Source organism: Synechococcus sp. CC9616, assembly GCF_000515235.1.
Classification (GTDB): Bacteria; Cyanobacteriota; Cyanobacteriia; order PCC-6307; family Cyanobiaceae; genus Parasynechococcus.
On sequence record NZ_KI911558.1, the window covers coordinates 714,835 to 736,681 of the forward strand.

Consider the following 21,847-nt stretch of genomic DNA (forward strand, 5'->3'; position numbering starts at 1 on the left):
TTCGGCGGGAAGAGGTGGAAGTTGCGAAATTTCAAATGAACGACTGTCTGCCTGACCAGGGAGCGCGGACCACAACGCTGCTGCAAGCAGTGGTGAGGTCGCAAGTACCAGGGCCGGAAGAGATTTCATGAAAAACCAATATTCCGATTGCGTTCTGTCAAGGACAGCAATCGATCAGAAGGTAACGAGCTGTACATGCCTCCGCAAGCCTTCGTGGTGCAGTCAGCCGATCACCACAATGACAACCGCACACCTGCTGTGTAGAGAACAAGCGCGCAGGCCACTGAAAGATTGAGGCTGCGAACACCTCCCTGCCCCTCGGAATCAGCAGCGCCAGGCATCGGGATTGTCACGATCGCATCGCATTGCGCTCGAATGGAGTTCGGAAGCCCCATGTCCTCTCTCCCGAAGAGCAACACATCCCCGAACTGGAAGGGGAACGCCTGAAGTGGACGTCCACCGAAGCGGCTGCAACCGATTAGGCGGCGTTGTTCGGGAAGCTTGAGAAGAAGTTGGTCAAGATCCCGATGAACCGTCACATCAACATGGGGCCAGTAATCAAGGCCGGCCCGCTTGAGTTGACGATCATCAAGACTGAATCCGAGCGGCTCGATCAACTCGAGTGGTGTTCTGAACGCCGCGCAGGTTCTCGCCACATTGCCCGTATTCGGTGGAATCCTCGGTTCGAACAACGCCACGCGAAGGGCTGCAGCTGCCAACGATTGGTTCATGGCACTGGCTGTCCAAAAGCCTGAAGATCCAGTGCTCGGCCCTGAATCACCAGCCAACTCTGGTCGGCATGTTGCTGAATCCGCTCGGACAGCTGACCAAGACGGTCTCGAAACAGCCCCCCGACCTTGGTGGATGGCACGACCCCCCAGCCGGTTTCCTCGGCTACCAAGACACGGGTCTGCGGCATTGCAAGCAATTGCTTGATCAGAGCTTGAACCTGCTCTTGCCACTGCTGATCGGTCTGATCGAGATGCCAGGCGACAAATCCACCCAAGGCATCGATCAGAACGGACTGGGCGTGATCGATTGTTGCCAGTGCTGAAGCGAGATCAGCTCCGCATTCGATCAAATGCCAGTGTTGGGGTCGTCGCCGGCGATGCAGCTCCAGCCTTTGCTGCCAGGCGCTGTCGTCAGGCCGTTGCGCAGAAGTGGCGATGTAGGTCACACCAGCAGCTTTAGAAAGCAGAGATTCCGCCCAACGGCTCTTTCCCCCTCGGCTGGGGCCACTGACAAGAATCAGGGGAGACGCGTGTTGGGCCGACTCAACCTCCTCCATTCATCCCCTTCAACGTGGCCACAGACGATGGAGAAACGCGATTGAGATAGCGGAAAATCCAATATTTAAATATTGTCGCCAGAATCACTGGAAATGTGGCGATAAATAAAAGGATGAAATTTTCTTGCGCTGGTACACCAAAGTGATGGGCAATGCCATCAAGCAACACAGTCCAACCTTCAGGACTGTGATAGCCAACAAAAATATCTGTAAAGAGAATGATGGCAAACGCCTTGGCTGAGTCGCTTAACCCATAAATAGCTTCATCGAGAAACCCTCGTAGAACACGCAATTCATCTCGACTAAACACACAAACAAGTACAAATGCGATCAGTGCCGATAGATCGGCAAGAACATTCTTGATCGCATGCAGGCTCTCTTCCTCCGTCTGGCGGTTGAGATCATCAGCTTTTCGGCTGAGTTCAACACGTAGCTCTTCAGTTGTCGGTGGATCATCGCCTCGCAGCAAGGCTTCAAATTCCAACTCCTGTTTGTATTCACTGAGTTGTTTAACGGCTTCATCCTGCAGGACATCCTTCGGGTAACTCAACACTGTGAGATTTGGTGCGAAGCGGTCAACTGCCGGTGAAATCAGATAAGTCCTTGAGACCTGTTGAATCAAAAGGGGAACAAGGATCAGCAGCAGTAGAACCCTTAGGGAGATGAGTGTTGAATCCCGTCGCCTGCGAAACCCGGCAACAAGTGTCTCCTCAGATGTTGGATCCAGCTGGCGACGAACAGAATCGAAGACACCGAGAAGTGAGCGTGGCAGCGGATCGGGGGAGCGACTGATGCTGGCGCGGCTGGAACCTCGTCCAGTGGCGTATCGATTCACCACCGCTTCAATCAGCTGGAGTTGACGCAACTCCTGGGTATCCAGCTGCCCACGATTGCTACTGAGGTTCTCTAACGACGAACGACAGATCGTGAGAGCCGTGCGAAAACGACGCAGAATGGTGGCCTGAACCGAACGGGGAACCGATAGTTCCAGTTCTGGTCGGATCGGACGATCGCTGTAGTACTCGAGTTCAAGACTCTGGATTAACAACGCCGATTCATAACCACGCTCCAGATCATTGGTGAGATCAAATGCCTGACTGCGTGCAAAAAATCCGATCCAGTTCCGACGGCTCATTGTGATGAATGGGTCAGCGTGAGAAGACCCACCAGGTGGCCATGGGGATGATGGTTCCTAGAACGAGGAGAACAACAATCCAGGTTGTGGCATTGCTGCTCTCTGTTTCCTCCTGGGTTGGAATATTGGTCGGCAGGGTGGTGCGGACGATCTCTTCGGGTGGGCCCGGATCCTCAGCGCCATTGAGGACCACCGTCAGTCTTGTCAGACCATCAACGGAGGCCTGACGGTACCGGTCTCCCTCTCTTAGGGGGATTGCCATGGTGGTTCTGCCTGTGCTGGTGAGCAACGTCTGCGGTAACTGAGGCTGCAAGGCTTCATCTGCGATCACTGCAGCTCGCTTGTTCTGGGTCTCAATCAGGAGCAACAGCAGGGGAGATGAGGACTGCCCTTCGCTCGTCCAACGCGTGATCAGATCTCTCCCCAGGTCATCAAGATTGACGCCGTAATCCAGTCGCTTCAGTGTGATCAGACGGGCATCAACGCGATCACTGCCAAAATCCTTCAGGAGTCGTTCCAGTTCGGAACGGCTGGCACGACTCAGCACATCGGCATCATCAAGGACCTGATTGGCTGGTCGAGCGACTGAGAAATCAGTCTGTGAAACAGCGAAGGCCGGCACGGTTGGAATTCCAAGCACCAGAACAACGACCGCAAAGCAGGTCAGAAATGCTGTGAGGAATGTCCGCTTCATCCGGCTGAAGACTGTCAGTTGTCCCAGTCTGCCGCTAGTCGCCAAGACTGTCGCGATTGAGGGCCTCGATGGCTCGCACGATCATGCTGGCTTCACCATCGGGGAGATTGATCGATTCCGCCAGGTGTTGCAAAAAATCCCGCTCATCACCGGTGACTTTCCGGTCGGCATGAACGAGATGGGCGGCAACCGCCAAGGCTGACTCCTTCTGAACAATGTTCAGCTTTGGCAAGGCCTGATCAATCAGACCTTCAACTCCGCTTCCCCTCATGATGGTCAGCAACTGGTCAAACAGCTCTCCCATTTCCGCTTCGCTGCTGTCGCGGTATAGGGATCGATACTCGAGCTGGCGACGCAGGGCATGCGCCTCTTCACGACCCAGGGTTCCATCACAGGCCACGGCAGCCAGTGCCACAGCCGCAAAAGCTTCTCGGTTGGTCATGGTTTCAGCGTCCCTATGGATATTTGAGCAAGCCTGGGGGTGCTTGTCAGATCAAGGGTTGGTCAGTTTGTTGTTGCGATGTCACCTGAGCAACGGCACGACCTTGCTGGTTTGCAGACCGCTGAGCACCAGTCGTGTCGCCTCATCGGCATTCACCCAGCGAATGCGACCGTCATCGCAATCGGCCACCTGAAACAGAGACGGGGCTGCAGGGTCTCTGGCGTTGCCTTCGCAGAACACAATCCACCCCATCCACCAGTCCGGCTGAGATGCACCTGGATCCTCTGGATCGGGCTGCACCAGAACCAAATCTCCGGGTTTGAAGCCAAGAAAAGGAGCAGTTTTAGACATCCGCCTCGCATGCCAGTACGCCTGTTCTAGTTCGAACGTTGAAAGGTGGCATCAGTAGGTCTGCTCAATCGAAGATCCCCTTAGCCGCCAGCAGAGAGATGCTCAGAGATCGGCTTGAAGCCAGGGGCGAGTCGCGTATAGACATAGAGACCAAACACAAAGCCATAGGCCAGGATGGCAATCGAGGATTGAATTCTCAGCCAGAACTTATCCCACTTGTACGCAAGCTGAAGCAACTGTTGAACGCAAAAACCAAGTGCGTAAAGGGTGATTGACAGCTCAGCGGCAACTTTGAGCTTGACCAGCGTGATGGCGTGAATAACGAAGTTGGCGATGGCGGCATAGGCAATCACCGAGCCGACTTGAAAAAGGACTGATGTGAGTCTCTTTTGCTTCAGATCCTTGGCTGTATCCATGGCTGGGAGGGGGGCTTGGCGATGTCCTGAACGCGATCAAGAGAGGATCGAATGCATAGGGGCGCAACAGACATAAAAAAGTGCGACTGATGATTTCATCAGTCGCACAAGACTGTTACCGAGCAGGCAATCACTCCTCAGCGTCTTCAGATGCTCCCTCAGGGATCAAGCGAATGGCTTTTTTACCGAGCTTGATCTGGAAGTTGTCTCCGGGCTTGAGGTCCAGCATGGCGGTATATGCCTTACCGATGAGCAAGTTTCCATTGCCTTGGACGGTTGCCACGTAGCTGAGCTTGCGACCACCTTTGCCAACACCAGCAGTGCCACCTGTGGCAAGACTGACGCCCTTGGCTTCAAGCAATGCCTCGTAAAAAGCGGTGAAGTTTAAGCGCTCACCACCGTCTTTCTTGCTGGAGACATAGCCACAGGCTTTGACAAGGTCGGATTTGGAGACATCACCAAGCTCCTTCACTTTATCCAAAAGGTCAGAACCGGTCAGCATGACTTTTGCTTGAAAACAACTATCTAATGATGCATTCAAAAAATCACACCGTCAATACGTTGGGCACAACAACTGTGATTGATCGACTGTTGAGATCAGTCGATCGAGATTGGGGTATGAGATGGTTGGCTAGGCCATAACGGGTTTTCTTTTATCATGTGAACCTCAATGGCCATGACAACATTAATCTTGAGCCTGAGGATCTGACCCAACCCGCTTCGAATGCCCGGACCAGCCCGTTCAGTTCTTGCAGTTGGCGTGATCTTTCTTTTGCTTGGGTTGCTGAATGCTGGCCTGGCAACGACCATCACACCCGAACTTCAACGGGCCGAAGTCCTGAATGGATTAGCGGCCGTCGGACTGATGCTTGTGGCAGCTCTGTGGACACGGGCAGATCCAAAAACAGCAGAGCGAGTTGCCCTACCAGGTGAGCAGGGTCTTGTATTTGCTAATGGCCTGACGGAGCCACAACGTCAGGAGCTGGCGTGGGGCAGTCGGATGCTGCTGACGGCAACTCCTGCCTCAACACTCCTTGTGCATTGGAACGGTTCTGTGATTCTGAGGCGAGGTCTTCTGGGATCAGGGGAGTTTCAACCGGGAACCATCAGTCGCCGAGCAATGGAGCGACAGTCCGTCATCTCACTTGTGAACACAACACTGTTTCCTGGTCGTACAGAATTTGATCCAGTCCTCGAGCAGTTGCCCGCCGTCATCGTTTGCCCGTTGGGCGGCAACGGTGTTGTCGTTCTCGGTGGATGGTCAGTGCGTTGTTTCAGTCAATCCGACGAACGTTGGCTGCAAGGGTGGGCTGAACGACTCAAAAGGTCACTGCAGGAGTCGATGAGTCCGACGAACGTTTCTGATCATCCGAGGTTGAATTCGAATCCTGATCCAACCTGATCGTCGACTTCACCCGTTCACCATCCCGGCCAAAACGTACGAATCCATCATCACCGAGTTGACCCTCAAGTCGCTCAGCTGTTGTGATCTGGTTGAGGCTGTCACGTTTCAACTCCACCCCTCCATCAGCAATGACCACATCGGTCCGCCAGTTCCAACTGCAGCGTCTGGCACGCAGGCGTTGTTCAGGCTGTTGAAGACGGCAGTTCGCAGGAATGATCACGGTGTTGCTGCGCTCATCAACAACAAAACCGTTGCCGCTCGCTGACCCTTTATCCAGGACAGCCTGGAAAGGTTCTCCGCTTTTGAGCTGATTTGACTGGTAATTCCAGCGTGTCACTCCAGCTTTCACCTCACCCTTGCTTTTCGGAATCGACAGGGTGACTGGAGCAAACAGATCGATGTATTGATCCTGCGTGTTGCCAACCAGGCGTGCCGCCGTCAGGGTCCTCCCCTTGCTCTGCTCCGCACGAACAGGTCCTGCAGCCACCAATGTTCCATCCCTGAGGTTCCAGGTTCCCTCAGCCGTTGTCACGACGGTCTGCGGCGGGTTCTCGTCACTTCGTTTCCGTTCCCACCGCTGCAATGTTGTTGGTCCCTTGAAACGCAGTGTTTCGCGATCCTGTTGGAAGACGATTTCACGCACCGTCAATCGTGACTCAGCATCTTCAGCCTTGGGACGCTGGTCGATCAACATCCTCGAGCGTGAAGGCATCCACTGCAGTCGATCTCCACTGATCAACAACTTGCGCTTGTCCAGCTGCTGGAGTCGGACCTGCCCTTCCAATACAACCAGATCTCCATCGTTGAGCACCGTCGCGAGATCAGCGCTGATGCGGTAGGCCGGTTTGTTGTTTTTGTAGAGAATTCCGCTTGGACCCAGGGCGCGGACCGTCCGACTGGTCAGGTCGTAACGCGCTTCAGGGCTGGTCAAATCCCAGTCCTTTGTTCCATCTGGGCGTCGCTGATTCAGATTCAGCGATCGGAACACAAACGGTCTGGACTCCTCAGGCACCACCGCCGGCGGTTGACGGCAACCGATCAGGCAGGTCAGCACCATGGCGGGTGGTGCCCATGACAAAAGGACGCGCATTGGAGGCAGGATCGAGCTCAGAGCGATTCCTCCAATTCGAGGCGCTGCATGACTGGATTTGGTTTGGGAAGCATGCTTCCTGGAGTCAGGCCACCCCAGCGCAGCTGATCCTCCCAGGGACCATTCACCGGATCGATGCCCAGCTGATCCAGAATCCTGGTGCTGAGATCCGGCAGGAGTGGACTGAGGAGAACACCAACAAGACGCGCAGCTTCGAGCACCACATAGAGATCACCGGCAACCACAGCTTCCTGTCCGGGTTGTTTCATCCGGCTCCAGGGTGCGGTGTCGTTGAGATGGCCATTGGCAGCGATCGCGAGCTGGAGGATGGCTTCAGCGCCGGCCTTGAAGGCCAGGTCTGGCAGCTTGGCCAGCACGATGCCCACGGTCTGAGTGGCCTGCTGAGCAAGGGGGTGCTCGAGACCTGTCCCTGATCCGGCGGGTGGAACGGCATCATCAAACCACTTTCGAGCCATTGAGGAAGTTCTGTTCAGCAGATTGCCGATGGTGTTGGCCAGATCGTTGTTAACCAGATCGACGAATCGTTGCTGCTGAAAGTCACCGTCATCTCCGAACTGGATGTCGCGCAGCAGATACCAGCGAACGGCGTCCGTCCCACATCGCTCAAGCAAAACCTCGGGATCCAGCACGTTGCCGAGGGATTTCCCCATTTTCTGCCCCTCCCGGGTCAGAAATCCATGGCCAAAGACCCGATCAGGCAGGGGAAGGCCGGCTGACATGAGCATCGCCGGCCAGTAGACGGCATGAAAGCGAAGGATGTCCTTGCCAATCACGTGGATGGAGGCAGGCCAGCCCGCATCCTTCAGCCGGTCGAGATCAATGCTTTGACCATCATCCAAAAGGGCGCTCAGGTAACCAAGCAACGCATCGAACCACACGTAGAAGGTGTGGCCTGGTTGGTCGGGGACGGGCAGGCCCCAGGCAACATTCGTCCGAGAGATTGAAAAATCTCTGAGGCCTTGCTGCACAAAGTTCCTGACCTCCTGACGACGGCTGGCAGGGGCGATGAAGTCGTCTCGGGCGACAAGTTCTTCGATTTGCTCCTGGTAGCGGGAAAGACGGAAGAACAGGTTCTCCTCATCCCGCCATTCCAGAGGGCGCTGATGGATAGGGCAGTGGGGTTCGGTCGCATCGGCGGGATCATCCTTGTATTCCTCACAGCCGACGCAGTACCAGCCTGTTTGCCTGCCGGTGATCACATCTCCCGAAGCTTTGACACGCCCATAGAACTGCTCAACCAACTGCAGATGCCTTGGCGTGGTTGTGCGGATGAATCGATCCTGGGAAATGTCCCAGCGCTGCCAGAGCTCCCGATAACGCGCACTGATCTCATCACAGTGCAGCTGGGGACTCACCCCCCGAGCTTCTGCTGTTCGTTGAATTTTCTGACCATGCTCGTCCACCCCTGTGATGAACAACACGCCCTTGTCCTGGTGTCTCTGGAAACGAGCCAGCGCGTCGCAAGCAATCGTTGTGTACGTGCTGCCGAGGTGGGGGCGATCGTTGACGTAATAGAGCGGAGTTGTGAGGGTGTAGTTCATCTTGAGGGCAGGAACTCCGCGGCTTCGCTGCGACGCCGGATCCTAACGACCACCTTTCATCCCGATCGATGAACCCTGTCAGCCGTCTTGATGAGCGCACATCAATCGCTTGGCTTGGTGCCTTGCAGTGTCGCAATCGTCAGCACAGAAACACCGTCATTGACGGAGGCGTCATGCCCTTCACGGCAGTGGAGACATGTTGGTGACCTCGGACAACTTGATGAACTGGGATGTTGTGGTCTGGGGCGGCGGAACCGGTGGGGTGGCTGCCGCCGTGCAGGCGGCACGCGCCGGAGCAAGCACCTTGCTTTTGACCCCAGCTGGCTGGCTTGGGGGAATGCTCAGCGCTGCTGGAGTCAGTGCGCCTGATGGAAGCGAATTGTCCTGTTGGCAGACCGGATTCTGGGGGGCGCTTCTGAGGGATCTGGAACGCAGCGTTGCGGACGGTCTTGATCACAACTGGGTGAGTTGTTTTGGCTTTCGCCCATCCCAGGCGGAAGCGATTCTGCAGCGATGGGTGGCTGAAGAGACCCGGCTCAGTTGGTGGTCTGATGTTGAGCTGTTGGACGTCCAGCGCGAAGTCGATCGCATTGTTTCGCTCACTGTTGAGCGTCGGGACGAAGCGATACGACTGGCGCCCACCGTCGTCATTGACGGGAGCGATCTCGGCGATCTGATGGCGGCTGCAGAAGCCCCATTCCGCTTTGGCTGGGAAGCGGACACGCTCTGGTCGGAACCGAGTGCTCCCAGTTCGGAGCGTCTCGATCAGGAGCCTTTTTTCCAGCAGCAACCGATCCAGTCGCCGACCTGGGTGGTGATGGGACAACTCAGGGAGGCGGCTGGGCCGGACCTGCCCGTTGTTTCACCAGAACCTCCCTTCCAACATTGTTTGGAGTCCTGCGGGCTCAGACGCACGCTCACCTACGGACGCCTCCCCGGCGGGTTGGTGATGCTCAACTGGCCCCTGAATGGCAATGACTGGCATCAAGGACTCGATCGCTGCATCAGCAACGATCGAGCTGAACGACAGGATCTGGCCGAGGCGATGAAGGCCCACAGCCTTCGGTTTCTGCACACCCTTCGAACCAGCAGTGACGGCTGGCTGCAGGCGGGGCGAGCCTTCCCAGGCCAGGATCCGTGTCTGGCCCTGATGCCCTACTGGCGGGAAGGGCGTCGACTGGTCGGATGCGATGTCGTCACGGAAAACGACCTGCTGCCGATCGGCCCCGACCAATCCCACGGTCCCCTTCCAATGGATGACAGCGGTCATTGCACCAGCATCGCTGTGGGGAACTACGCCAATGACCATCACTATCCAGGCGGTGACTGGCCGCTAGCACCGAAAAGCATCCCCTGGGGAGGGCGCTGGACCGGAACGCCGTTCTGCATTCCCTATGGCGCGCTGTTCGGGTCATCCGTGTCCAATCTGCTGATGGCCGATAAAGCCATCAGCGTCAGCCACATGGCCAATGGCGCCACCCGATTGCAACCCTTGATCATCAATATCGGACAGGCCGCTGGTATGGCGGCAGCCCTGTCGCTGAAACACCAGTGTCTTCCTCCCGAGCTACCGGTCCAGGAGCTGCAGACCGCCTTGCTGAACGATCCCATCGCACCGGCTGCCGTGATGCCGATCTGGACCATTCCCTTCTGGCATGACTCCTGGAGAAGCGCACAACACGAGGCCCTGCAAGATCCCTCGATCCTTCAGAACGCCTCGGCACAGACCGTTCCTGCGTCCAGCGCGGCACCAGTTGAACAATCAGCGATCCAGCTTGAAGGAGCCTTTCTGGCGAACTCGGAATCTGACTGGCAGCTGCAAACCTCACAGGGACCTCAGTCGCTGATGACGCTTGAGCCAGGTGTTCGCAACCTGTTCTCCCAATGCAAGAACGGCACGCGAATCTCTCTGGTCGCTGTTGAGAACCGTTGGGGCCCGTGGCTGAGGGTTCTGCGGGCGGAGATCATCTGATCAGCATCGTGCTCTCGCTGTCCTCAGGGACCACGACTTCACACTGCAGGGCTTGACCCGGCTGAGGGTCCTCAAGTTCGAGCCGCCCAACAATGCCCATGGCCAAATCGTTGACATGGAGCAGTGCCAGACGTTCCTGTTGCCTGAGCCAGCGCAGGAACTGCATTGACCAGACCTGACCGGCATGACCGGCGAACCAGATTCTCTGCCAGTGACGTTGGTCTTCCCGACTGATCTGAATGGCCTGGCGCATCGGATTGTCCAGTTCATTGATGACGTCAGCGAGTTGATCGTTGGTCAGGGGTTCCTGTTGGTCAAGATTGGCGATCAGCTGGCGGTGGACCAAGAGATCCGAGTAGCGACGGATGGGCGATGTGGCCTGGACGTAAGCCTCAAGTCCGAGGCTGAAGTGGGGCAGGGGGGTCGTGCCTTGCACGCCGCGACTGAGGCAGCGCTGCACGGCAGCGTCGCGGGCTGGCCCATCGGGGATCTGCTCCAACTCCGCCTTGGTCGGCAACTCCGCCCTGGCCTGGCTGCGAAAGGGAAGCGGCAGCTGATCGTCCCGGCCGATGCCGGCGACGACGGCTCCCATCAGCAACATGGCTTCACTCACCATCTGCCGTGAGGCGGAGAAGTCGATCAGCTGCAGTTCCAACTGGCCGTCATTGCGGCGGAAACGGCCTTCCGGCCGATCGAAACTGACGGCTCCCTGCTCGAGACGCCACCGAGCACGTTGCTGCAGCAGGCTGGCCATCCGCGCCAAATCTTCATCTCCCGGAGGAGCCAGTTCGATCAGTTCGTCGGCGTCTTCGTAATTCAGCCGATAGCGGGGTTGAACCCAGCTTCGTGTGATTCGGTGTTGTGCGATCGACCCCTCGGGCTCGAGCAAAACTCCAACGCTCAACGCTGGACAGCGCTGGCCTGAGCGCAGGCTCAACACATCGGCCGCCAACTGCATCGGCAGCATGGGCTGGCAACCATCGGCCAAATAGAGACTGGTTGCGCGACGGCGAGCCTCCCGATCGAGCGGGCTGTCCGGGGCGATCAGCCGAGCGGGATCCGCGATGTGGATCCAAATCCAGTCGCCGTCCGGCTTGGGCTCAAGGGACAGACCATCATCAATTTCACGGGTGGTGATGTCGTCGACGGTGTAGGTCGTCAGAGCCGTCAGGTCTGCGCGGTGTTCATCGCCGGGGCAGGGTTGATCGGCCCTTGCAATCAGTTGTTCAGCAGCGTCCAGCTGGTCCTGCGTGAAACCACCCGACCAGACACTGCCGCGCAGTGCTCGTGGTTGATCAGGATCCAGCAGCTGTCGTGTGATCAGCCAGGTCCGCACCTCGGAGCGCTCCGGTGAGATGCCCAACAGGCGGAGGGTGTTGTCCAGCCCAGGAACAGAAACAAGCGACAACGACTCGTCGCAGGCAACGTCAAGCAGCTGCTCAATCCGTTCTGTCCAGGTTCTGGAAAGGGTTGAACGCTCATCCGATGTCAGCGGCGCTTGGCGAAGCAGCAGGGCGATCTGTTGTTCTTCCCTCCAGGCCAGCTGCTGCTCACGACGCCTGGCCTGTCGTTGACGACGGATCTCTTCTCGACTGCGGGTCTGGACATCACGGTCGCGTCGAAGTCGGAACCAGAGCTGCGATCCATGCAGCCAGCGCCAGACAGAACCAAGCTCGTTCAGCCCGACTTCGGCAAACAGAAGATCGGCAAGATCGGCCACCGACAGACGGGGAAGGCGTTCAGAGTCCTGACAATCAGGCTCTTCCGACATCAACAGCCACCAGGCCGCCGCACAGTCCCGCGCTGTTGGAACGGCGGACGCTGTGGCGTCACGTTGCGGCAATGGAGCCTGCTTCGCCGCATCGGAAAGCCCCTTAATGGGAGTCATCTCCCGGTTCGGAAGTTCAAGGTCCTGGCGGGAAGCCAGGGCGATCAAAGCCCGGCTGCCCTTAACGACTTTGACGCGACCAATCAGCGGTTGCCCCTTCAGGAGCACACCAACGATGGTCTCGGGCGTGATCTCAGGTTTTTTTTTGCCGGCGATCAGCCTTCGGGGTTCACGAAGGGAAGCAGGGCAACGATGCGAGCTCGTTTCACAGCGTTGGTGAGATCGCGTTGCTGCTTGGCCGTCAAACCGGTGAGGCGACGGGGAAGGATCTTGCCGCGTTCAGTGATGAACTTCTTGAGAAGATCCACATCCTTGTAATCGATGGGATCGCCAGGCTTGATCGGAGAGAGACGCTTCTTGAAGAAGGAGCTGGACATGAATTAGGAACAGTTGAAAGGCAGTGTGAGCAGCAGGCTCACTTGATCTCCTTGTGGAGCGTCATCTTGTTGAGCTGAGGGCAGAACTTCATCAGCTCAAGCCTTTCAGTTGTGTTCCGGCGGTTCTTCTCAGTCGTGTAACGGGACACGCCAGGGGAGCGCTTTTCGGAAGCGGGAACGGACCGGCATTCGGTGCACTCGAGGGTGACAACGATCCGGACGCCCTTGTTTTTGGCCATAAAGGACGTAGCGCCGCAGGTGCGAAGCGAATTGACAAACAAGAAGTTTACCCGCTCGTGCTGCCAACTTCTGATGAGAGGTGCTTCCTAAGATCACGCGCTTCGTTGACCTCGACCCATGCGGGTGTCCCTCTCCTGGCTGAACCAATTGGTGCAGGTTGATGAAGGGGTTGAAGACCTGGCGGAACGTCTGTCCCTGGCTGGGTTCGAGGTGGATGAGATCGACGATCTCCGCGTCAAGGCTCAGGGCGTGGTGGTGGGGTATGTGCAGGCCTGCGGGAAGCATCCCAATGCGGACAAGCTCAGTATCTGCCAGGTCGATGTCGGCTCCGATCAACCGCTGCAGATTGTTTGCGGAGCACCGAATGTGCGTGCCGGTCTGCATGTCCCTGTCGCCATGGTGGGGGCCGTTCTCCCCGCCGTGGGACTCACGATCAAGGCAGGAGAACTAAGGGGCGTCACCAGCGAAGGCATGATCTGTTCGCTGACTGAACTGGGGCTCGTCAGCGATGTTGATGGGATTGCCGAGCTGGATCGCCTCACGGACACAGTTCCGACGCCTGGAACTCCCGTGGCGGCTCTGCTGGGTCTTGATGACACGATCCTGGATCTGGCGATCACGGCGAACCGGCCCGATGGATTGTCCATGGTGGGCATTGCGCGCGAGGTTGCAGCGCTCACGGGAGCACCGCTCTCCTTGCCATCCCTGCAGCTTCAACCACCCCATCAGCCCCTCGACTGTGATCAGGACAGCGCTGCAGCGTTCCTCAGAGGTGGGCTGTACAGCCTCACCTTGATCAAAGGCGTGGATGGTTCGCGGTCGTCATCCAGCTGGTTGAAACAACGCCTTGATCGGGCCGGAATCAACAGCATCAACGCCATTGTTGATGTCACCAACCACGTGATGGTTGAGCAGGGGCAACCGCTACATGCTTTCGATGCCGATGCTCTTGAGGCGCTGACCGGCAAGCCGGTTACAGCAGCCAGCTTTGGATTGCGTCAGGCACGCTCGGGTGAAGCCTTCACCGGCCTTGATGAGCGGCAGCTGACCCTCGACCCAAAGGCACAGGTGGTCACCTGTCACGACCTGCCGATTGCCCTTGCCGGCGTGATGGGGAGCAAAGACAGTGGCGTCAGCGCGTCGACAAACCGAATCTGGCTTGAGTCGGCGATGTTCTCTGCGTCCGCGGTGCGAACCACCGCCCGGGCTGTCGGACTGCGAACCGATGCGAGCAGTCGATTTGAGAAGGGTCTGCCGGTCGATCTCACCCTTGCCTGTTCGGTTAAAGCGGTTGAGATGCTTTCGCAAGCCTTCGATCTGGAGGTGTGTGGACGCTGGGTCAGCGGTGATGTGCCAGAGGTCGGGGAAGCCGTGTTGCTGCGTCGTGTGGCGTTGCAGAGATTGCTTGGGCCCCTGCATACCAGCGAGGGACCTGCCGATCTCGATGATGCGTCCATCGAGCGCTGCCTGACAGCACTCGGTTGTTCCCTGACAGCCACTGCTGCTGGCTGGCAAGTGGTGGCACCACCGTCACGGCGGCAGGACCTGCATCGTGAGGTCGATCTGATCGAAGAGGTCGCCCGACTCACCGGATTTGATCGTTTCGGAGCTCATCTGCCCGACCCACTTGTTCCGGGTGCTTTGACCCCAAGACAACAGGCCGATCGACGCCTCCGTCACCTGTTCTCAGCCGCAGGCCTCCAGGAGATCACCACCCTTTCCCTGGTCGGTGCCTCGGAGCAGGAACCAGAGCGTGTCGCCCTGAGCAATCCTCTGTTGGCAGAAACCAGTTATCTCCGTACCAATCTCTGGGAGGAGTTGCTGCAGGTTTGTGTTCGCAATCTGAAAGCATCGAAGCCAGGCTGCTGGATGTTTGAAATCGGCAACGTCTTTCAGGGATCAACAGACGCCGTTCAACAACGAGGTCTGCTTGCCGGAATCATCTGCGGAGAACGCCGGCTGGAACGTTGGACCAGCAGTGGCAAACCTGTGATGCCGACGTATCACGATGCGCGGGGACGGCTCACGGAAGTGATGCAGGCGTTGCAGCTTGAGCTCGTGGATCAGCGCCTGACCTCTGATGAACGACTGCACCCTGGTCGGTCGTCCACTCTCGTACTGGAGGGCCGGCCCCTCGGCTGTTTCGGTCAGCTGCATCCAGTGCTTGCAGAGCATCACGACCTGCCGGATGCGACGTATTTGTTTGAACTGGATTTGGATCGGCTTCTTGATGCCGCAACCCGCAGCAACCGTTGGGTCCCTGGATTCAAGGCTTTCCCCACGGTTCCATTCAGCGAACGAGATCTTGCCGTGGTGGTTGATCGTGACTGTCCGTCCGCTGATTTGATTCAGGCCATCCGCAAAGCGGGCAAACCCCTTTTGGAGACCGTTGAACTGATCGATCGCTTTGAAGCGGATCAACTTGGAGATCACAAGGCCAGTCAGGCATTTCGGTTGCGATATCGGGGCAAAACCACCCTCAGGGAAGAGGACGTCCAACCCGTGCATGAGAAGGTGCGTCAGGCCCTCGAGAAACGCTTCAGCGCGGAACTTCGCAGCTGACGCGTCTCAGCAGCACCAGCGATTCAAGGTGGCTGGTCTGCGGAAAAAAATCCACCGGATGCAACCCGTCGCTGGTGTACGGCCCCTGCTGAGAAGCAAGTTGTTTCAAGTCCCTGGCCTGGGTAGCGGGGTCACAACTCAGATACGCCAGATAGGGGGGAGGACAGGCCAGCAGGGTGTTGAGAACGGCTTGATCGAGTCCACGTCGTGGCGGATCCACCACGACGGCATCACAACGGCGGAGTTCAGAAGCCAACAAACCATCGACATCGCCATGGAGGAAAAGACAACGCTTGGAAAGACCATTGCGTTCCGCGTTCTGAATCGCCTGGTTGATGGACGTGGGGTGACGCTCAATGCCGACCACCTCAAATCCCTGAGCAGCCAGAGGCAGGCTGATGGTTCCGATTCCGCAGTAGGCGTCGAGGATGCGTCCATGACCAACGACCGATTTCATCCAGTTGCAGATCACCGTGATGATCGCTTCAGCCTGTGGGGTGTTCACCTGAAAGAAGGTGCTCGTGTCGAGTTCGAGGTCTAGACCGCACACCGTCTCGCGAATGCTGTCCTGTCCAGCAATGACACGCGTTTCTTTCCCAAGGATCAGATTGCTGCGGATCGGTTGGAGATTGAGGGTCACCCCACGAAGGTTGGGCCAGCGATCCATCCATCGCTCGGCCCACGTCTGCAAATCCTTCAATCGGTCATGGCTGGAAACGAGGGTGATCAGCAGGTCGCCTGAATGGTGGCCGACGCGCAGCCCTAGGTGACGCAGCCCTTGGTCATCACGGAGGTCGTGATCAGCAGACCAGCCGGCACGATCAAGATCAAGTTTGAGAGGCTCAATCAATGCATCCAGCCGTGGATCCAGAACTGGACAGTGGTTGAGATTGATGATCCGATGACTTCCTCGCTTGTAATACCCGAGACGGATGGATCCCTTTGATTCGCGTTTCAGCGGAATCAGGGCTCGATTGCGGTAGCCGAGTGATCGCTGATGATTGAAATGGGACTCAGTGATCGATCGGCTGACGCCTCCAAGCCGGCTCAGGGTCTCGATGAGCTGACGTTCCTTCCAGTGCTGCTGGCCTTTGGCGGCGACGTGTTGAAGCGTGCAACCACCACAATCGGAGGCAAGGATGCAGGTTGGGCGTTTGCGATCCTCGGAGGCATGGATCAGGTCCAGCCGCCGGCTTCTCCAACGGGACCGTTGCCGCTGAAGTAACTGAATCTTGGCGACTTCGCCGGGGAGTAGATCGGGGACGACGATGACCCACCCCTGCCAGCGCGCCAGACCACATCCGTCGCGATCAAGGTCTGTTGCCTGCACCTCAAGGGTCAGGCCTGGGCGTGGTGCGTCGTCTCTCGGCATTGCAAAGGCGTAACACGCGAGCTGGTCGCCGACGGCTCAAGGGCTTGTGACCACTAAAATCTCGTCAGCCTGTTCAGTTCTATGAGTGTCGTCCGGGATCTCATCCTCCAGGCCGATGAAGATCTGCGGTACCCCACCAGTGGCGAACTGCGAACAATCGTCGACTTCCTCGACCAAGGGGCACTCAGGGTGAGTGTTGTGCGTGTGCTCACGGACAACGAGAAAAAGATCGTGGATGAGTCGGCCAGACAACTCTTTTCCCGCAGACCGGAGTATGTCGCTCCCGGCGGCAATGCTTACGGTCAGCGCCAACGTGCGCAGTGCCTGCGTGACTACAGCTGGTATCTGCGCCTGGTGACTTACGGAGTTCTTGCCGGAAGCACCGAGATGATCCAGGACATTGGTCTGATCGGGGCCCGCGAGATGTACAACAGCCTTGGCGTTCCCATGCCCGGCATGGTGGAAGCGATGAAAACGATGAAAGACGCTTCGATCGCCTTGTTGTCTGATCAGCAAGTCAAGGTTGCTGCTCCCTATTTCGACTTTCTGATCCAGGGAATGCAGACCTCGACCTGAGCCTCCTGATGAGGTCACTGTTGCCTCAAACGAATCTCGAGCTTGGACTCGAGTTGTGTCTCGACTGACCGCAGCAAGACTGATTGTTTCTTCTTAAATCCCTTAATCAGTCTTCCGGCCTTGATTCGGGGGAGGTCCTTGCTCTTGGCCTCATTGTTCTTTGTCCTTGCGATTTGTTCGAGCGCCGATAGCCGGAAAGGTGCTCGGCGCTCGGCGGGAGTGGAACACCGACAGAAATGCGTATTGAGCAAGACTCATCAAAGTCTTGCTTTGAGTCTTTTTCTTGGACCCATACTAGAAACATAAGGCGCTCTCGTCGTGAGATTAAAACGGCACTGAAGTGCTCGACCTGGCCAAATGTGTGTTTCGATCATGCGCCAATTGAACGTTTTCAGCGCACAAATACTCCGCAAAGTTTGCGTACCTGTGTTTGACACAGGTACGCATCTCTAAAAATCCAGTTCTGGTAACTATTTCCCGTGGGCAATCAGGATCCTGGACTGGACATGGACGGCGCAAACTGAGATCTGCAGGGTTTAGGGAGCCGGTGACCTCCCGCATGCCGACGCCTTTCAATTACGCAACGAAGCCTTGAAGACTTTTGTATTTATGACGTCACCGCAAATAAAATGGTCGAAAAACTATTTGTTGTTATTTAGCAAGGGTCTCGCCTGGGACAAGACACGAGTCCATAAACGGGTCTTATCTAAGAACAACAAGAGGCGGATGTGGGTCGGCTTTGCGGCACCTTGAAAAACGGCGATGCCCAAAAAGGCGGCTCAACCAACCAATGCTCGCTCGTGCTTCATCCCCCGCAAAACAGCCATGTGACTATTTGCATGTATCTCAGCTAAGACTTGATATGAGTCTTGTGAATCGTCCAACATGAGATAAACGATTCAGCGTCGGTAAACTCCGCTGAGAAGCTGATAAGCCTCCGAAACGCGTCGCATCGACTCAGGGGACCCTCCCGTATCCGGGTGTGCATTCCTGGCACTGGTGCGATACGCCTCCTTGATCGATGACAGCGTCACTTCAGCGCCGGGTTGGGTTGACAGCCCCAAAAGCTTGAGTGCTCCGTGAACGGTCATCGTTGATTCCAGCGTCTCGAACGATGTCACCTTGCGACTACGCCTGAATCGATTCACAAAGCGACGAATCATGGTGGGCATCCGCTCCGCCAGATTGGCCGTTGCAAAGGGATCTTCCAGGGTTCCGGCCACGACCATCACCCGTCCAAGCGTCGGTGATTCCGTTGTCCATTGCTGGCAAAGATCGTGTACAGCGGCATTGGCTCCTGTCCAGGTGAATGGCCTGCCTTCACTGACATCAACGCTGTTCCAAAGATCTCTGGAAAGCCATGTGATGGCCGCCTCGACAACCGTTCCACCTGGAGGCTGACCGTACAAAGAGATCCAGTGATCATCAGCAGCCTTCAAGGCCTCCTGCAGGTCGTCATGGCTGACGGCAGCAACAACTGGATCTGACTCGGCGTTGCTAGAGCTGACCGCCGGAGCGCGCAGGGTTTGTTTGAGCTGGCGGCCACGTGTCCGCACAAATCCAGGCAAGTCGATGCCACCTGATTCAGGCGGCGGGGACTCCTGGGTTGCTGCTGCCTGGGGAGCCAAAGCACTTTCAGCCGGTTCGGCATCGTTTTGATCTAGTCGCCGGATCAGCACAAGACTGCTGGCTTCCTCGATCGGCTTTGAGGTTTCCGGTTGTTCCGGCTCGTTGTTCTCCTCTTCATCCTGATCAAGGAGATACTCCAGCAGCTGTTCGACAACAGCTCCTCGAGACCTCACCCCATAAACCGATTTGAGATTGTCGAGAGCGCTGATCAGCGCATCCGACAAAGCAAATGATGTTGTCCGCTTTCTGGATCCCTCGCCTGACAAAGGTTCGACCTCCTTGCGAGACGCTTATCGAAGTTGCATCTCACGCAACCACTCCTGCTGGGTCTGGATCGCTTCCTGATAACGAGGAGACGTGACAGGAGACGGGGTAGGACTTGTTAGAGGAGCCATCTGCATGGATGGAACAATCTTCGGCAAAGCCGGTTGATTGATCGGGAGTGCCTGAGTCACCGGCGGTGGAGCATTCGGTGAGATGGTCCGTCCCTTTTTACTGTCCAAACGTTTGCGGGCCTCCTGGAGTTGATTCTCTTGGCGCCGGAGCATCGCCAGCTGCTGCACAGGCACGACACTCAGCAAGTGCCCTGGCGTGGCATCAGCTGGATACACAAGGCTCAATTTGACGGGATTGGTCTGGCCTGGAATGAGATTCAGATCGGCAAGAGTCAGGCTTTCTCCGGAACGAAGGCCAACATGCACCTCCCGGTAGCCCTCAACCGTTTCAATCCTGATCGAGCCACGGAAAGCTGTGAACTGTTTTTTCCCGGAGACAACGGGATGACTCATCACCAATTGATGCGCACCGGACCCGCTGAGATTGAGGGTGACGTCGTAACGAACGCCATAGGTGCCGATATTGTTGAGAGCCGAATCCGCCATGCGGGTTGAAAGAGGATTCACCTGCACATCTCGTGTGCCGAAATTGTGCCGGGAGGTGCTGGTGAGTGGCACGTGCAGGGGACCCTGTCGCAGGTCGTGCTGAATGTTGGCGTTGTAGGTGTCGCCCAGAGCCACACCGGCCACACGCGAAAACACGCGACCGAGCTGAATGTCTCGAATGCGATTGAGGTAGATCCTGCCGGGAGCCAGTCTTCCGGAATTCAACACTGAGATCAGCCGACCTGGATCGTTGGTTTCCTCAGCCGCGACCACCGCCATCGTGAAGGGACCGTCGCTGCGGCCATGAAGCAGGCCGTTGGCGATTCCGCGAGCTGGCAGCACCGTGCTCACTACGATGGCCTTCCCGCCGGGGGGGATGGTGATCGAAGGCTTCAGTTTTCGATCAAGTTCCTTTCGGAGCATCTGGACGGCCGTGGCATCTCCCGGGCCGGTGTTCCAGGGACGTTTTCCTAGGGGTTTCACCCCCATCAGGTTGTTGGGCAGATATGGGGCTTCAAAGCTGTTTTTGACGGATCCCTTGTCGAAACGGAGGGTGACGGGTTGTCTTCCAGGGTTACTGGCAATCAGAGCCAGAGTGAGCAGACCACGATCACGCCGCCCACCCATCTTTCTCTTGTCATCCGGGTAGTACTTGTGGTGCATGTGAACACCAAACTCACCGTTGAAGGTGTAAGCCGGATTTCGTAGTGGCCGATTGGTTTCTGCGGCAAGGGCAGAGCCACTGGCTGTGTTCACCAGAATTCCGGGCCCCGTAACGATCTCCGGTTGATTGGAGTGGAGTACGGGCACATTGTTGAACGTGCCATTGAGACCGCGCGCTCGTTGCCCTGCCATCAGCGCCACGTAGGCAGAGGCCATCGACGGGAGCCCAATCTCAAGGGTCGCAATGGAGACAATGCTCACGACCAGAATTGGGACTCGTCTGAGCATCATGAGGGGCTGTTGGACCGTTGCCAGGCGACCGGAGCGTGGTGCTTTGGCGAGGCCACAACCTAATCCGAGGATCGTTCTGCGCCAAGCACAAATCCGCCGATGACCCTCGGATTCCGCCAGGATTAAAAGATAATCTGCGCCCAACATGCTCCCTCCCTTCTGCTGTAACAGCACCTCCGATTACGACTCACAGCTGCGCCATCACCAGCAACGAAAAATGGCAATGCTCAGCTTCTGGCGTGATGGTCTTGAGAGGCAGCTGTCGGCCATCAATGCGGCGATCGGCACCCTGGAGCAACAGATCGAACGTGATTCTCAGAGCATGGGCTGAAGCTCGTCAGCCGTTCTCGCGAGTTTGGTCAGTCCACGTTTGACACGTCGTTGGACGGTCATGGCTGAAACGCTGAATTTGCGTCCGGCCTGCCTCAGGCTTTTGCCTTCAAGGATCACCGCCTTGATTGCGACGCTTTCTTCTTTGGGCAGTTTGGTCAACGCCAGCATCAGCTCACGTTGATTCCCCCTCTGCTCAATGGCCTGGATGTCCTGGGTTTCACCAACCCAGTGATCCTCCTCCAGTGATGACCATCTCCCTTTGCTTTGGTAAAGCATCAGGATCTGACGATCCTTGGGTGACAGGTCATTGCTGTTGCAACGCGTCAATCGTTGTCCCTTCTCCTCAACTCCTCGAGGCAATCGGATGATGCCGCTGCAGTCCCGCAGATAGTGGAGGATTGCCCCTCGGATGTGGGGACGTGCGAAAGCGTTGAAAGGGGTCGAACGCTGTGCGCTGAATTGACGCGATGCCCGAATCAGGCCGAGTCTCCCGACTTGGGTGAGGTCATCAACATCTTCCCTGGTGCGGCTGGCGTAATGACGCGCAATGGGCGTTACAAGCTGCAGGTGCTGTTCAACAATCCTGTTGCGATGGTTGGTTCGTCGTTGTGTCATGGAGCTGATCAGTCGATTCCTTGGAGATCGTTCTGTTCCAAGCGATGCACAGATCGGTCAGGCGC

At 57.1% G+C, this 21,847-nt stretch carries 23 protein-coding genes; 6 read left to right on the top strand and 17 right to left on the bottom strand.

Annotation, left to right across the window (positions count from 1 at the left end; translation table 11 throughout):
- Positions 1-230: 230 nt before the first annotated feature.
- The 8 genes from SYN9616_RS0104195 to SYN9616_RS0104230 form a co-directional block, all read right to left on the bottom strand.
- Complete coding sequence (locus tag SYN9616_RS0104195) at positions 231-731, bottom strand: tRNA (cytidine(34)-2'-O)-methyltransferase (RefSeq protein WP_028952002.1); 501 nt, start codon at positions 729-731, stop codon at positions 231-233.
- Complete coding sequence (gene cobU, locus SYN9616_RS0104200) at positions 728-1,288, bottom strand: bifunctional adenosylcobinamide kinase/adenosylcobinamide-phosphate guanylyltransferase (RefSeq protein ID WP_028952003.1); 561 nt, start codon at positions 1,286-1,288, stop codon at positions 728-730. The genes SYN9616_RS0104195 and cobU overlap by 4 nt, the downstream gene beginning before the upstream one ends.
- Positions 1,275-2,423, bottom strand: a complete 1,149-nt coding sequence (gene pxcA / locus SYN9616_RS0104205) for a proton extrusion protein PcxA (RefSeq protein WP_028952004.1) — start codon at positions 2,421-2,423, stop codon at positions 1,275-1,277. Before pxcA ends, cobU begins: the two co-directional genes overlap by 14 nt.
- 13 nt (positions 2,424-2,436) lie before the next feature.
- Positions 2,437-3,117: a photosystem II repair protein Psb32 gene (gene psb32 / locus SYN9616_RS0104210; protein WP_028952005.1), complete on the bottom strand. Its 681-nt coding sequence runs from the start codon at positions 3,115-3,117 to the stop codon at positions 2,437-2,439.
- Between the two features lie 34 nt (positions 3,118-3,151).
- Positions 3,152-3,559 carry a tellurite resistance TerB family protein gene (locus SYN9616_RS0104215; protein ID WP_028952006.1) on the bottom strand — a complete coding sequence of 136 codons (408 nt, stop codon included), beginning with the start codon at positions 3,557-3,559 and terminating at the stop codon, positions 3,152-3,154.
- 81 nt (positions 3,560-3,640) lie between these two features.
- Positions 3,641-3,910 (bottom strand): DUF3104 domain-containing protein, encoded by a 270-nt coding sequence (locus SYN9616_RS15170; RefSeq protein WP_037990664.1) that lies wholly within the window; start codon positions 3,908-3,910, stop codon positions 3,641-3,643.
- Positions 3,911-3,990: 80 nt separating this feature from the next.
- Positions 3,991-4,326, bottom strand: coding sequence for a hypothetical protein (locus tag SYN9616_RS0104225; protein ID WP_028952007.1), 336 nt, complete (start codon positions 4,324-4,326; stop codon positions 3,991-3,993).
- Positions 4,327-4,456: 130 nt separating this feature from the next.
- Positions 4,457-4,828: an AbrB family transcriptional regulator gene (locus SYN9616_RS0104230; protein WP_028952008.1), complete on the bottom strand. Its 372-nt coding sequence runs from the start codon at positions 4,826-4,828 to the stop codon at positions 4,457-4,459.
- Between the two features lie 222 nt (positions 4,829-5,050).
- Here SYN9616_RS0104230 and SYN9616_RS16345 point away from each other — a divergent pair, with 222 nt between their 5' ends.
- Positions 5,051-5,728 carry a cofactor assembly of complex C subunit B gene (locus SYN9616_RS16345; RefSeq protein WP_028952009.1) on the top strand — a complete coding sequence of 226 codons (678 nt, stop codon included), beginning with the start codon at positions 5,051-5,053 and terminating at the stop codon, positions 5,726-5,728.
- Here the strand turns inward: SYN9616_RS16345 and lptC are convergent.
- Both lptC and metG read right to left on the bottom strand, forming a co-directional pair.
- Positions 5,646-6,821: an LPS export ABC transporter periplasmic protein LptC gene (gene lptC, locus SYN9616_RS0104240; RefSeq protein WP_028952010.1), complete on the bottom strand. Its 1,176-nt coding sequence runs from the start codon at positions 6,819-6,821 to the stop codon at positions 5,646-5,648. The two genes, SYN9616_RS16345 and lptC, sit on opposite strands and share 83 nt — an antisense overlap.
- Before the next feature lie 17 nt (positions 6,822-6,838).
- Positions 6,839-8,383, bottom strand: a complete 1,545-nt coding sequence (metG, locus tag SYN9616_RS0104245) for a methionine--tRNA ligase (protein WP_028952011.1) — start codon at positions 8,381-8,383, stop codon at positions 6,839-6,841.
- A 68-nt stretch (positions 8,384-8,451) separates the two neighbouring features.
- Between metG and SYN9616_RS17850 the strand changes: the two genes are divergently transcribed.
- On the top strand, positions 8,452-8,589 hold the full coding sequence (locus SYN9616_RS17850) for a hypothetical protein (protein ID WP_156918662.1): 138 nt from the start codon (positions 8,452-8,454) through the stop codon (positions 8,587-8,589).
- 14 nt (positions 8,590-8,603) lie between these two features.
- Entirely contained in the window at positions 8,604-10,355 is a 1,752-nt protein-coding gene (locus SYN9616_RS0104250; RefSeq protein WP_369791935.1) for an FAD-dependent oxidoreductase, read from the top strand.
- Here SYN9616_RS0104250 and SYN9616_RS0104255 read toward each other — a convergent pair.
- The 3 genes from SYN9616_RS0104255 to rpmG are packed head-to-tail and all read right to left on the bottom strand — an operon-like array spanning position 10,348 to position 12,859.
- Positions 10,348-12,351 carry a ribonuclease catalytic domain-containing protein gene (locus tag SYN9616_RS0104255; protein ID WP_232199999.1) on the bottom strand — a complete coding sequence of 668 codons (2,004 nt, stop codon included), beginning with the start codon at positions 12,349-12,351 and terminating at the stop codon, positions 10,348-10,350. The genes SYN9616_RS0104250 and SYN9616_RS0104255 overlap by 8 nt on opposite strands.
- A gap of 47 nt (positions 12,352-12,398) precedes the next feature.
- Complete coding sequence (gene rpsR, locus SYN9616_RS0104260; protein WP_006041316.1) at positions 12,399-12,620, bottom strand: 30S ribosomal protein S18; 222 nt, start codon at positions 12,618-12,620, stop codon at positions 12,399-12,401.
- A gap of 38 nt (positions 12,621-12,658) precedes the next feature.
- Complete coding sequence (rpmG, locus tag SYN9616_RS0104265) at positions 12,659-12,859, bottom strand: 50S ribosomal protein L33 (RefSeq protein WP_028952014.1); 201 nt, start codon at positions 12,857-12,859, stop codon at positions 12,659-12,661.
- A 118-nt stretch (positions 12,860-12,977) separates the two neighbouring features.
- On the opposite strand from rpmG, the gene pheT reads away from it, so the two are divergent.
- Positions 12,978-15,422, top strand: a complete 2,445-nt coding sequence (gene pheT, locus SYN9616_RS0104270) for a phenylalanine--tRNA ligase subunit beta (protein WP_028952015.1) — start codon at positions 12,978-12,980, stop codon at positions 15,420-15,422.
- On the opposite strand, the gene rlmD is transcribed toward pheT, so the two are convergent.
- A complete protein-coding gene (rlmD, locus tag SYN9616_RS0104275) occupies positions 15,400-16,794 on the bottom strand; it encodes a 23S rRNA (uracil(1939)-C(5))-methyltransferase RlmD (protein ID WP_028952016.1) in 1,395 nt (464 codons plus the stop codon). The two genes, pheT and rlmD, sit on opposite strands and share 23 nt — an antisense overlap.
- A gap of 81 nt (positions 16,795-16,875) precedes the next feature.
- Here rlmD and apcD point away from each other — a divergent pair, with 81 nt between their 5' ends.
- Positions 16,876-17,370, top strand: coding sequence for an allophycocyanin subunit alpha-B (gene apcD, locus SYN9616_RS0104280; protein WP_028952017.1), 495 nt, complete (start codon positions 16,876-16,878; stop codon positions 17,368-17,370).
- Between the two features lie 899 nt (positions 17,371-18,269).
- Here apcD and SYN9616_RS0104290 read toward each other — a convergent pair.
- Positions 18,270-19,223 carry a molecular chaperone DnaJ gene (locus tag SYN9616_RS0104290; protein WP_232200004.1) on the bottom strand — a complete coding sequence of 318 codons (954 nt, stop codon included), beginning with the start codon at positions 19,221-19,223 and terminating at the stop codon, positions 18,270-18,272.
- Positions 19,224-19,289: 66 nt separating this feature from the next.
- Positions 19,290-20,834, bottom strand: coding sequence for a DUF3370 family protein (locus SYN9616_RS15175; protein WP_037991276.1), 1,545 nt, complete (start codon positions 20,832-20,834; stop codon positions 19,290-19,292).
- 145 nt (positions 20,835-20,979) lie between these two features.
- Between SYN9616_RS15175 and SYN9616_RS0104300 the strand changes: the two genes are divergently transcribed.
- Positions 20,980-21,165: a hypothetical protein gene (locus tag SYN9616_RS0104300; protein WP_028952020.1), complete on the top strand. Its 186-nt coding sequence runs from the start codon at positions 20,980-20,982 to the stop codon at positions 21,163-21,165.
- Here SYN9616_RS0104300 and SYN9616_RS0104305 read toward each other — a convergent pair.
- Positions 21,150-21,782, bottom strand: coding sequence for a sigma-70 family RNA polymerase sigma factor (locus SYN9616_RS0104305; RefSeq protein WP_037990665.1), 633 nt, complete (start codon positions 21,780-21,782; stop codon positions 21,150-21,152). The genes SYN9616_RS0104300 and SYN9616_RS0104305 overlap by 16 nt on opposite strands.
- Positions 21,783-21,847: the final 65 nt, after the last annotated feature.